The sequence below is a fragment of the Pengzhenrongella sp. genome (assembly GCF_036565025.1).
Taxonomy (GTDB): domain Bacteria; phylum Actinomycetota; class Actinomycetes; order Actinomycetales; family Cellulomonadaceae; genus Pengzhenrongella.
In genome coordinates, this window is record NZ_DATCNW010000173.1 from 1 (window position 1) to 11,602 (window position 11,602).

Annotated in this window: 12 protein-coding genes; 8 read left to right on the forward strand and 4 right to left on the reverse strand. The window is 69.2% G+C overall.

Annotation, left to right across the window (positions count from 1 at the left end; all coding sequences use genetic code 11):
* Both VIM26_RS09970 and VIM26_RS09975 read right to left on the reverse strand, forming a co-directional pair.
* A partial coding sequence (locus VIM26_RS09970; protein WP_414696470.1) for a hypothetical protein occupies positions 1 to 594 on the reverse strand: 594 nt, incomplete at its 3' end.
* A 223-nt stretch (positions 595 to 817) separates the two neighbouring features.
* Positions 818 to 1,381 (reverse strand): dihydrofolate reductase family protein, encoded by a 564-nt coding sequence (locus tag VIM26_RS09975; protein ID WP_331950672.1) that lies wholly within the window; start codon positions 1,379 to 1,381, stop codon positions 818 to 820.
* Positions 1,382 to 1,627: 246 nt separating this feature from the next.
* Between VIM26_RS09975 and VIM26_RS09980 the strand changes: the two genes are divergently transcribed.
* From VIM26_RS09980 to VIM26_RS09990, 3 genes are all read left to right on the forward strand, one after another.
* Positions 1,628 to 2,476 (forward strand): endonuclease/exonuclease/phosphatase family protein, encoded by an 849-nt coding sequence (locus VIM26_RS09980; protein WP_331950674.1) that lies wholly within the window; start codon positions 1,628 to 1,630, stop codon positions 2,474 to 2,476.
* A 310-nt stretch (positions 2,477 to 2,786) separates the two neighbouring features.
* Positions 2,787 to 2,933 carry a VOC family protein gene (locus VIM26_RS09985; protein ID WP_331950676.1) on the forward strand — a complete coding sequence of 49 codons (147 nt, stop codon included), beginning with the start codon at positions 2,787 to 2,789 and terminating at the stop codon, positions 2,931 to 2,933.
* A complete protein-coding gene (locus VIM26_RS09990; RefSeq protein ID WP_331950678.1) occupies positions 2,930 to 3,142 on the forward strand; it encodes a hypothetical protein in 213 nt (70 codons plus the stop codon). Before VIM26_RS09985 ends, VIM26_RS09990 begins: the two co-directional genes overlap by 4 nt.
* A 32-nt stretch (positions 3,143 to 3,174) precedes the next feature.
* On the opposite strand, the gene VIM26_RS09995 is transcribed toward VIM26_RS09990, so the two are convergent.
* Positions 3,175 to 4,440 (reverse strand): hypothetical protein, encoded by a 1,266-nt coding sequence (locus VIM26_RS09995; protein ID WP_331950679.1) that lies wholly within the window; start codon positions 4,438 to 4,440, stop codon positions 3,175 to 3,177.
* A gap of 209 nt (positions 4,441 to 4,649) precedes the next feature.
* Here VIM26_RS09995 and VIM26_RS10000 point away from each other — a divergent pair, with 209 nt between their 5' ends.
* The 5 genes from VIM26_RS10000 to yicI all read left to right on the forward strand — a co-directional run bounded on the left by VIM26_RS10000 (position 4,650) and on the right by yicI (position 11,376).
* Complete coding sequence (locus tag VIM26_RS10000) at positions 4,650 to 5,564, forward strand: LacI family DNA-binding transcriptional regulator (RefSeq protein ID WP_331950681.1); 915 nt, start codon at positions 4,650 to 4,652, stop codon at positions 5,562 to 5,564.
* 142 nt (positions 5,565 to 5,706) lie between these two features.
* The gene (locus VIM26_RS10005) at positions 5,707 to 7,023 is read left to right on the forward strand and encodes an ABC transporter substrate-binding protein (RefSeq protein WP_331950683.1); all 1,317 of its coding nucleotides are present in this window, start codon (positions 5,707 to 5,709) and stop codon (positions 7,021 to 7,023) included.
* Positions 7,024 to 7,139: 116 nt separating this feature from the next.
* On the forward strand, positions 7,140 to 8,102 hold the full coding sequence (locus tag VIM26_RS10010) for a sugar ABC transporter permease (RefSeq protein WP_331950685.1): 963 nt from the start codon (positions 7,140 to 7,142) through the stop codon (positions 8,100 to 8,102).
* A 2-nt stretch (positions 8,103 to 8,104) separates the two neighbouring features.
* On the forward strand, positions 8,105 to 9,058 hold the full coding sequence (locus tag VIM26_RS10015; protein ID WP_331950687.1) for a carbohydrate ABC transporter permease: 954 nt from the start codon (positions 8,105 to 8,107) through the stop codon (positions 9,056 to 9,058).
* A 32-nt stretch (positions 9,059 to 9,090) separates the two neighbouring features.
* Positions 9,091 to 11,376: an alpha-xylosidase gene (gene yicI / locus VIM26_RS10020; protein ID WP_331950689.1), complete on the forward strand. Its 2,286-nt coding sequence runs from the start codon at positions 9,091 to 9,093 to the stop codon at positions 11,374 to 11,376.
* 35 nt (positions 11,377 to 11,411) lie between these two features.
* Here the strand turns inward: yicI and VIM26_RS27035 are convergent, their stop codons facing one another.
* Entirely contained in the window at positions 11,412 to 11,573 is a 162-nt protein-coding gene (locus tag VIM26_RS27035) for a zinc ribbon domain-containing protein (protein ID WP_414696471.1), read from the reverse strand.
* Positions 11,574 to 11,602 lie beyond the last annotated feature (29 nt).

Here is an 11,602-nt window from a genome sequence, read left to right on the forward strand (position 1 = left end):
GTCCTTGAGGGCGGCGACCACGATCTTGGCCTTGCCCCAGTCCAGGTCCCCGACCTCCAACGCGTCCCCGGTCGCCATCAGCTCGCCGGCGAGCAGCTTGCTGGCCTCGACCAGCTCCCGGCCGGCCTGCCGGGAGGTACCGAGCCGGGCGGCGATCTCCTCGCCGACGATGCCGGACTGGGAGACCGCGACGGGCCAGGCCGGGTTCATCGCATCGCGCCGGGAGAGCACCTCGACCGCGGCGAGCTGGCGGGCCTTGGCCCAGGACGCGGTCCGTTCCAGCGCGGCGATCTGCTCGACGAGCTCGTAGTCCGGCAGCGTCTCGGAGTCCACCGAGTCGGCCCAGGTCGCCAGGGCCGCGGACCCCGGCGCCAGGTCCATCCGCTCGCACGGCCGCGGGGGCTCGTCCTCACAGCGCGCCAGCGCCTCGAAGAACGCCTCCCGCTCCAAGAACTCCGCGACCTCGGCGGCCAAGAGCTTCGGATCCTCATACCGCGCGTCGTCGACCGCCCACAAAGCCAACAATTCCGCCGACGGCTCAACAAAGGCAGCGACAGGTTCGTCGCCATCCTTGTCGAAATCGCCATCATACATGTGTTCTATGATACCGGACGGATCGAGAATGTCTATAGGTGGACGCAAATTCCTGTGCATAATTTCGACGCCTGTTGCAGCGCGCGCAGCTACCGCTGATAGATGAGATATCGGCCGATCATCCGGCATCCGGCATCCGGCGACGCATCATCAAGTAACAGACTCAGGCACCTTGCCCGCTCGCCTCGGCCGCCGAATCCCGGGACTACCGCGAAACCGCGCGTCAGCCCGCCGTATAGGTCGCGATGATCACGCCGGTGCCCGTGGCCACGCTGTCGATGAGGTGCAGGCTCGCCGGCGGTGCGCCGTCGGGGAACAGCCGCCGACCCGAGCCCAGCACAAGCGGATGGATCAGCAGCGTGTACTGGTCCACCAGTGCGCGCGCCGCGAGCGACCGCACCAGGTCACCGCTGCCGATCACGGCGATGTCCCGACCCTCCTCCTTCTTGAGTCCCGCGACCGCGTCGGCGGCGTCGCCCGCGAGCAACGTCGAGTTCATCCACGGCAGCGGCTCGGCGAGGGTGCTGGAGGCGACGTACTTCTGGACGTTGTTCATCATCTCGGTGAACGGGTTGCCGTCCGTACGGTGCGCCCACGCGCCGATGAAGTCCTCGTAGGTCCGCCGCCCGAACAACATCGCGCCCGTCTGAGCCATGCCCACGCCCATCTTCTGCGCCATCACGGCGTCGTTGAAGGGCACCGCCCAGCCGCCGTGGGTGAAGCCGCCGCGGACGTCCTCGTCGGACCGTCCCGGCGCCTGCATCACTCCGTCGAGCGTCACGCTCATTGTCACAACAATTCAGCGCATCTTCGCCGCTCCCTGCCTCGGTGCGGCCGGGGCGATGCCGGCTCGCACTGCCTATACGAACGCCGGGGCTCCAGATCGACAGCGGCCGACGTCGACCTGCCTCGGCGAGACCCGCCCCGCCCCGCTCCGCCCCGCTCCGCCCCGCTCCGCCGCGCCCCGCCGCGCCCCGCCCCGCTCGTGCTGCTGTTGGCGGTCGGCATGACCCGGGGTTTAGCATCCCCCGCTATGGCCGACGGCACCGATCTGAGCCCTGCCCGCGACGAGTCCCCGGATCTGCACGTCATGACCTTCAACCTGCGGTTCGCCGGTGACGCCCCGCCCAACTCCTGGTCCGAGCGCCGACCTGTCGTCAAGCTGCTGCTGCACCAGGAGAGGCCCGACCTCATCGGCACGCAGGAGGGCCTGCTCCAGCAGCTGCTCGACATCGAGGCCGACCTGCCGACGCACTACGCCGGCATCGGCACGGGACGCGACGGCGACGGGCAGGGCGAGGCGATGCAGGTGTTCTACAACACCGAGCGTCTGACGCCGCTCGAGTTCGGTCACTACTGGCTCTCGGACACCCCGGACGACCCGGGTTCGAGGTCGTGGGGCGGCTGCTGCACCCGGATGGTGACCTGGGTCAGGTTCCTGGACCGCGCTTCGGGTGCGCAGTTCTACGAGCTGAACACGCACTTCGAGGCCTTCAGCGCCGAGGCCAGGACCAAGTCCGCCGACCTCGTGCTCGACCGGATGATCCGGCAGGAGCCGAAGCTGCCGGTTCTCCTCACCGGCGACTTCAACGAGGCCGGGGGGCCGGGGGGAGCGGTGTACGACCGGCTCGTCACCGCTGGTCCCTTCGTGGACACCTGGGCGGCGGCGCTGACGACCGGTCCGCGCCTCGACACGTTCCACGGATATCTCCCGAAGGCTCCGACGTCTGCGGCCGGGACCAGGATCGACTGGATCCTGAGCTCGCCCGACGTACGCACTCGCGCGAGCTCCATCAACGCCTACGCCAGTCACGGTCAGCTACCGAGCGACCACTTCCCGGTTCAGGCGGTGGTCGTGCTGCCGAAGCCGCCGCGTGGCTAGCTCGACTCCAGCCTCCCGTCCTACCCAGAGGAGACCCGCCAGTGCCGTTCTCACGTGTCATCGTCAGCCTGCCGATCGCAGACCGCCGGACGTCGTTCACGTTCTACCGCGAGGCCCTCGGCCTCACCGCGACCGGTGATCTCGCGGACCACGGCGTTCTGCGAGCCGCTGCAGCTCGTCCTCAACGATGCCGTCCTGCTCATGCTGATCCCCAGCGGCGGCTTCGGCTGGGTGATCGGCGACGCGCGAGGTGGCGGGGCGCGGGCAGAGCGAATGCGTCCTCAATCTGCCCGTGGCGAGCACCGGTGACGTGGACGATCTGCTCGAGCGAGCCCGCCACGCGGGCGCCGAGATCGTCACCGCACCCGAACAGCTGCCGTGGGGCTACACGGGTGCGTTCTGCGATCCCGATGGTCATGTGTGGATGGTGAGTTGTCAGGTTACGGTTGACAGATGACGACTCCCGAATCAGCCCAAGACACCGGCTCGATCCACGACAGCCACGTGCACGCGATCCGGGCCGCACGCGACGCCCTCAACGACGCCGACCTCCACCTGCGCCAGGCCGTGCACGAGGCGCGCAGGCAAGGCGTGACCTGGCAGCAGGTCGGAGACACCCTCGGCACGACCCGGCAGTCCGCACAGGAGCGGTTCCGGGACCTCTAGCGGGGACCCGTGCCTCTTCCCGGCCCGGGACCTCACTGCCCCCGTTGGCTACGGCGTCGAGCCGGCCCGACGCCTTCCGCACTGTCGCGCAGGGTCGCGAATTCCGCGATGAGGTCAGGCAGGGCCGCGCGCAGCTCGGCGACGGCCTCGGGTGCCAGCCCCGAGAGCCCGATCGCGAACTCGACCCACGCCTCGATCACGGGCGGGAGGGCGGTCCGCACGTCCCTGTCGAGGGTCACCTGGCGCGGCATCCAACGCAGGAGGAAGTTGCCGAGCTTCACGGCGCTGACGCGCAGCGGACGACCGTCGTCGAGGTCGCAGCCGTAGTCGACCAGGAGCCTTACCAGGACCTGCACCACGTCGGGGGCCACGTCGGCGAGCGCCGCCGCGGGCACCGATCCGAGGAACCGCCGTACGAGCGCCTCGCGCTCCGCGGGCTCGATGACTGCCGGATCCTCCAGCGGCGACGTTGCGTGCAGCCCGGCCGCCCGCAGCGCCTCGCCGACGGCGACGGCGTCCTCGGCCCGGGTGTCGGTGCTTGCTTCGACCAGCCGGAGTCGAGCGAGCGCGAGGGCAAGGGTCTCGATGTAGGAGTCGGCCACGTCGGGCTCGTGCGTCAGGTCCGTGGCCGCAATCGCCCGCCGGATCAGGACGGCGGCGGCCGCGGGATGGAGCGGAACGAGCCGCGACAGGCCCTTCCTGGCGCGGGCCCGCTCCGCCATCACCGGGTGCAGCACCTCGGCGTCCTGGACGAGGAAGAGGTCCGGGCACCATGCGCCCAGGTGGGAGTAGTCGATGAGCGCCATCAGCACGTGGGATCTGCGCGGCCCGGTGAACTCCAGGGCGAGCTGCGCCTGGTCTCCGTACTCGTCGGCGAAGACCATCACGGGTCCCGGGGAGCGCGCGCCGATCGCGTCGGCCCAGCCGGGTCGAGGCGCCTGGGGTGACTGCTCGGTCAGGAGTCGGGTGGCGAGGTCGCGGGAGGATTCGGCGGGTGCCAGCTGCGCGAGCACAACAAGCGCCGCGGTGGACTCCGGGGCCGCGCGGGTGGCGAGGTCGCCGATGAAGGCATCGATGATCATCGTCGGAAACTCGCCGTCTATTCCGTCGGCTGCCCAGAGCTGCCCGAGGAAGGCGGAGACGGCGGCCTCGGCGTGCAGCGGGTCGTCCGAGCGCAGCGACGACCGAAGTTCGTGTGCCAGGGGGAGATAGAGGGCGTCGAGGGCTGCTCGTAGCGGATCGCCTGAGGGGTCGGGCTTCTGCTTCGGCCGTGGTCTTTTCCCGCTGACTGAGCTCATGGCCGCCGAGTGTCCCTTGTCTGCGGGGCTCGGGACAAGCCTCGCGACCGAGATCGGTGCGCGTCGTACCGCGCAGCTACTTCTCGCTCAATTCCACGCCCGGGGGCTTGACGGCGACGCATCCCTGCTGCATGATCAACCATCGAAGCGCTTCGACGAAGCGCTTCGATCACGGAACTGCTCCACAACGACGGCCAACGGAGGCTGAGATGGCAACGATGCAGGACGTCGCGGCCCTCGCCGGAGTCTCCGTGAGCACCGTGTCGTACGCGTTGAGCGACACCCGCCCGGTCTCGTCGAGCACCAAGGCCCGCATCGGTGAGGCGATGGCCGAGCTGGGCTACCAACGCAACGCCGCTGCTCGCAGCCTCGCGAGCCGCCGGACCCACGTCCTCGCCCTGACCCTGCCGGCCATGGCGCAGGGCATCGGCGGCACGGTGAGCGAGTTCGTCGCCAGCGCGGCCGAGACGGCCGGGCGGCACGGCTACCACCTGGTGTTGTGGCCGCTCGGACCGAACCAGTCGCAACGGATCCGCGACCTCGCCCGGCAGGGCCAGGCCGACGGCGTCCTGCTCATGGAGGTCCGACTCGAGGACCTGCGTGTCGATGCGCTTCGCGCGACCGGACTGCCCTTCACGATGATCGGCCGTACCTCGCAGGTGGCCGGGCTCTCGTACGTCGACGTCGACTTCGCCCGCACGACCGACGACGCCGTCGGGCACCTCGCCGCCCTCGGTCACCAGCGGATCGCCTTTCTGAACCACTCGGCGGCGAGCCGCGCCGACGGGTACGGCCCGACCCTGCGCGCCGACGAGGGCTACGCGGCCGCGATGCGCCGACGCGGGCTCGCTCCGCATGCGGTCTGGTCGCAGGAGAACCCGGGCGCCGGGCGGGCCGCAATGTCCGAGCTCCTTGCCCGCGAGCCGGGTCTCACCGCGGTCATCACCATGAACGAGATCGCGACCTTCGGCGCGATGGTCGAGCTCCAGGTTCGCGGCCGGCAGATCCCGCGGGACTTCTCGATCCTGTCGATCGTCAGCTCGCCCGGGGTCGCCGCGATGAGCAACCCGGCGCTGACCACCATGGCCTCCCCGGGCGCCGATCTCGGCCGGGCTCGCCGGTGACCGCCCTGCTCGCCCTCCTGGGCGCGAGCGGCGCCATCGCCCGCGACCCGGTGCTCCTGACCTGCCCGCTCGTCCCGGGCCGGAGCGCCGGACCCGTCCCGTAGCAAGCACCGAAACACAAGCACCCAACGAGGAGAGAGACATGTTGCGCACCCCCAAGCGCGCCGGCCTGATAGCCGTGCTCGCGATCATCCCGCTCGCCCTGGCCGCCTGCGGGGGCACCGGCGGCTCGTCGAACGGCTCGTCCGACGAAGGGGCGTCCGGCGCCAAGACGCTCAAGCTCTGGCACTACGAGGGCGCCGACAGTGCGATGGGCAAGGCCTGGGACGAGTCCATCAGGGTGTTCGAGAAGGAGCACAAGGGCGTCAAGGTCAAGTTCGAGCGGAAGGCCTTCGAGCAGATCCAGCAGACCGCCGGCATGGTCCTCAGCTCCGACCAGGGACCGGACCTCCTGGAGTACAACAAGGGCAACGCGACCGCGGGCCTGCTCTCCTCCCAGGGCCTGCTGACCGACCTGTCCAAGGTCGCCAAGGACCGCGGCTGGGACTCCAAGCTCGCACCGAGCCTGCAGACCACCGCGCGCTACGACAAGGGCGTCATGGGCTCGGGCAAGTGGTACGGCATCCCGAACTACGGCGAGTTCGTCACGGTCTACTACAACAAGGACATGTTCAAGGCCGCCGGCCTCGAGGTGCCGACCACCCTCGATGACATGACCGCCGACATGGACAAGTTCGTGGCCAAGGGCGTCACCCCGCTCGCGATGAGCGGCGCCGAGTACCCGGCAGGCCAGCTCTACTACGAGCTCGCGCTGAGCAAGGCCGACCGCGGCTTCGTGAACAACTACCAGATGTACAAGGGCAAGGTCGACTTCCAGGCCGACCCGCTCAAGTACGGCGCCGACACCTTCGCCCAGTGGGTCAAGGCCGGCTACATCGCGAAGGACTCCGCGAGCCTGAAGGCCGAGGACGCCGGGGTGAACTTCATCAGCGGAAAGTCGCCGATGTTGGTCTCGGGCAGCTGGTGGTACGGCCGCTTCGTGACCGACATGGCCAAGACCGACTGGGGCATCTTCAACTTCCCCGGCAACAAGCTCAACGCCGGCTCGTCGGGCAACCTCTGGGTGGTCCCGAAGAACTCCAAGGCCAAGGACCTCGCCTATGACTTCATCGACATCACGATGCGGCCCGAGATCCAGGCGATCATCGGCAACAACGGTGGCCTGCCCGTCGCGGCGAACGCGAAGGACATCACGGACCCGAAGTCCTCCGAGCTCATCACCCAGTTCAACAAGCTCCTCGACAACGACGGCCTGGCGTTCTACCCCGACTGGCCGGTGCCCGGCTACTACGACGTCCTGGTCTCGGGCTTCCAGTCGCTGATCAACTCCTCGACCCCGCCCGCGAAGGTCCTGGACACGATCGGCAAGGCCTACGACGACGGCGTCGCCAACATGTAGGTCGCCCAGCAACCCCGTCCGCCGCGCGGCGCCGGTCCCACCGGAGACCAAGGGCTCCTGGCATGAGGGACCGGCGCCCCGCGGGGCAACCCCGCTGAACGAGAGGCACGAGCACCATGGCAACAACCACGGCCCAGCGCCCCGTCGCGCGCCGCCCGCGCGGCTCCGGGGGCGGCAGCCGGTTCGGCGCCGGGCGAGGCGTGTACTGGCTTTACCTGATCCCGGGCGGAATCCTGTTCCTCGCGGTGATCGCACTGCCGTTCGCGATGAACGTCTACCTGAGCTTCACCAAGTGGCCCGGCCTGGGCACCCCCCAGTTCACCGGCCTGGACAACTACACCCGCCTGTTCGCGGACGAGACCTTCTGGCTCTCGTTCCGCAACTCGGTCGCGATGATCATCGCGATGGTGGTCGTGCCCACCCTGCTCGGCCTGCTGCTCGCGGCCGTGCTGTTCGACTACCTCGGCAAGCGGTTCAACGGCCAGGTCGCCAGCGCGCTGCGCGCGACGTACTACCTGCCGCAGATCCTGCCCGTCGCGGTCGCCGGCATCCTGTGGGGCTGGATCCTCAACCCCCAGACCGGCGCGCTGAACGTGTTCCTGCGACAGATCGGGCTCGACTCGCTCGCGCTGAACTGGCTCGGCGACACCACGACCGCGCTGCCCACGGTGATGATGGTGATGATCTGGGTTCAGGTCGGCTACCCGGTGGTCATCTTCATGGCCGCGCTGCAGCGTGTGGACCCCGAGCTCTACGAGGCCGCCGAGCTCGACGGCGCCGGCTGGTTCGCCCGGTTCCGGGCGATCACGCTCGCGCAGATCAAGCCCGAGACGTTCGTCGTGACGCTGACCTGCACGATCGCGGCGCTGAAGGTCTTCGGCCCGATCTACGTGCTGACCAAGGGCGGTCCGGAGAACACGACCAACGTGCCGTCGTACTTCTCCTACCAGAACTTCTTTCCCAAGTCCCAGGTGGGCTACGGCGCTGCGATCGCGACCGTGCTCACGATCATCGTGATCGTCGTCGCGCTCGGGTTCATCCGCGCGCAGGCCGCGAGCGAGCGCAAGGAGCGGCTGTAACCATGGCCACCGCACCCGCCGTCCTGCCACCGGCGCCCGGCACGCCCGGCGCGCCCGGCACGCCCGGCGCGCCCGGCGCCTCGAGCCGGCGACCGCCGTCGTCGGCGCCCGCGGTCCGCAAGCGCAACCGCCACCAGCGCGGCTCGATGCGCTGGCTGATCCTCGCGGCCGCCGTGCTCGTGGCGATCACGATGATGGTCCCGTTCGCGATCATGGTGCTCAACGCGTTCAAGTCCCCGGCCGAGTACGCGGCCAACGGCCCGATCAGCCTGCCCTCGCACCTGTACTTCGACGGCCTGGTCAACTTCTGGCAGCGGGTGCACTTCCCCGGGAAGCTGGTCAACTCGATCTGGATCAGCTCCGCGGTCGCGATCGGCGCCACCGGAGTCTCGCTGTTCAACGCGTACGCGCTGGGCATCGGCCGGGTGAAGGGCCGGCTGTGGATCGTGGGGGTGTTCCTGCTCGCGAACATGCTGCCGCAGGAGTCGCTGATCTACCCGCTGTACTACCTGGCCAAGCAGGTCGGCCTGTACAACAACCAGTGGTCGGTCATCATCATCTTCATCGTGATCCAGAGCGCGTTCGGCACCTACCTGCTGAGCTCGGTCTTCGCGACCTTCCCGCTCTCGGTGCTCGAGGCTGCGGCGCTTGACGGCGCGAACAAGTGGCAGGTCCTGTGGCGCGTGGTGTACCCGATCAGCCGCCCGACCCTGTCGGTCCTGGTCATCTTCTTCTTCATCTGGACCTGGAACGAGTTCTTCATCCCGCTGGTCATGCTCATCGACAACGCGACCCAGACCATCCCGGTGGCCCTGGCCTCGCTGCAGGGCGACCGGCTGATGGACGCGCCGACGATCAATGCCGGTTCGCTGATCAGCCTGCTGCCGGCGGTCATCTTCTTCTTCATCTTCCAGCGCACTCTCACCCGCGGCATCACTGCCGGCGCGGTGAAGTAGCTCCCTGCAACGACAGTGACGAGGCCCCGCGCATGAAGTTCACCGACGGCTACTGGATGGTTCGCGCGGGGATGCACCCCCTGCACCCGGCGCAGGCGTACGACATCTGGCCGGGCGACGACGCCATGACCGTCTACGCGCCGACCGCGAAGATCGCCAAGCGCGGGGACGTGCTCAACCGACCGATCGCGACCCTCACGTACAGCTCTCCGGCCGACGACGTGATCCGCGTCCGGATCGAGCACCACCAGGGCGCGAACGACCCGGGACCGCACTACGTCCTGACAGGCGCCGACCGCGTCCCGGTCAAGGTCGTCATCGACGACGACGCAGGCGTGCTCACCTCGGGCGCCCTGTCGGTGCGCGTGCACCGCGGGGACACCTGGCGGGTGGACTTCGAGGCCGACGGCGCGGTGCTCACCTCGAGCGCCCACAAGGGCATCGGCCTGGTCGCGACCGACGACGGCTCGCACTACGTCCACGAGCAGCTCAGCCTCGGGGTGGGGGAGTACGTGTACGGCCTCGGCGAGCGGTTCGGGCCGCTGGTCAAGAACGGGCAGAGCGTCGACATCTGGAACGCCGACGGCGGCACGTCGAGCGAGCAGGCGTACAAGAACGTGCCGTTCTACCTGACCAACCGCGGGTACGGCGTGTTCGTCAACCACCCCGAGCTGGTGTCCTTCGAGGTCGGCTCCGAGCTCGTCTCGCGCAGCCAGTTCTCCGTCAAGGGCCAGTCGCTCGAGTACTTCGTGATCTACGGCCCCACACCCAAGGAGATCCTGCGCAAGTACACCGCGCTGACCGGTCGCCCGGCGCGCGTCCCGGAGTGGTCCTTCGGCCTGTGGCTCTCGACGTCGTTCACCACCGACTACGACGAGCAGACCGTCTCGGGGTTCATCGACCAGATGGCCGAGCGCGACCTGCCGCTGTCGGTGTTCCACTTCGACTGCTTCTGGATGCGTGAGTTCAACTGGTGCGACTTCGAGTGGGACCCGCGCACCTTCCCCGACCCCGAGGCGATGCTCGGCCGGCTCAAGGCCCGCGGCCTGAAGATCTGCGTGTGGATCAACCCGTACATCGCGCAGCGCTCGCCGCTGTTCGCCGAGGGTGCCGCCCGCGGTTACCTGCTCAAGCGCACCGACGGCTCGGTGTGGCAGTCGGACCTGTGGGTCGCCGGGATGGGCCTGGTCGACTTCACCAACCCGGCCGCCAAGGCCTGGTTCACCGGGCACCTCGAGCGGCTGCTCGGGATGGGCGTCGACGCGTTCAAGACCGACTTCGGTGAGCGCATCCCCACCGAGGGCGTCGTCTGGCACGACGGCTCCAACCCCGAGGGCATGCGCAACTACTACGCGCAGATCTACAACAGGTCCGTCTTCGACCTGCTCGTCGCGGCGCGCGGTGAGGGCGAGGCCGTGCTGTTCGCGCGCTCCGCGACCGCCGGCGGCCAGCAGATGCCGGTGCACTGGGGTGGCGACTGCTACTCCACCTTCGACGCGATGGCCGAGTCGCTGCGCGGCGGGCTCTCCCTCGCGCTGTCCGGCTTCGGGTACTGGAGCCACGACATCGGCGGCTTCGAGGGCACCCCCGACCCGGCCGTGTTCAAGCGCTGGCTCGCGTTCGGCCTGCTGTCCTCGCACAGCCGGATGCACGGCTCCGGCTCGGTGCGGGTGCCGTGGGCTTTCGACGACGAAGCGGTGGACGTGACCCGGAAGTTCACCAAGCTCAAGCTGTCCCTGATGCCCTACCTGGCGCGCGTCGCCGGCGAGGCGCACGGCGCGGGCTGGCCGATGATGCGCCCGATGCTGCTCGAGTTCCCGGCCGACCGGGGCGTGGCGAGCATCGACACCCAGTACATGCTGGGGGACTCGTTGCTCGTCGCGCCGGTGTTCTCGGCGGCCGGGGACGTCGAGTACTACGTCCCGGAGGGGACCTGGACCCACCTGCTCACCGGTGCCGAGGTGACCGGGCCGCGCTGGGTCGCCGAGCGGCACGAGCTGGACTCCCTGCCGCTGCTCGTGCGCCCCGGCACCGTGCTGCCGATCGGCGCCCGCGATGACCGGCCCGACTACGACTACGCCGACGGCGTGCGCCTGGACCTGTACCAGATCGCGGACGGCCACCGTTCGGTGACGATCGTGCCGGCGCTCGGCGGCGCCGTCGCGGCCACGTTCACCGTGACCCGGACCGGTGAGACGGTCACGGTCGAGGCCGACGGCGCATCGGCGCCCTGGTCCGCGCGGCTGGTGGGTCCCCGCGCCCGTACGGTGGTGGCCGGACTGGGCGTCACGCGCCTGGAGATGAGGACGAACCGTTAACGGTTCCCCACGGATGAGTCCGGGGGATTTCCAGCTCAGACCGCAACCGCAACCGACCCGGAGGGTGGTGGCAGGTGTCTTACGTCGTCAACACTGGTGTGGCCCCGTTCTGCCACAGCCAGGATCACCCTGGCAGCGTTCGCGTCTCGGTCTGCGGTGAGGCCGCAGGTCGAGCACGTGAAGGTTCGTTGGCCCAGGTCGAGGGGCCGCTTGGCTCTCGCAAAGC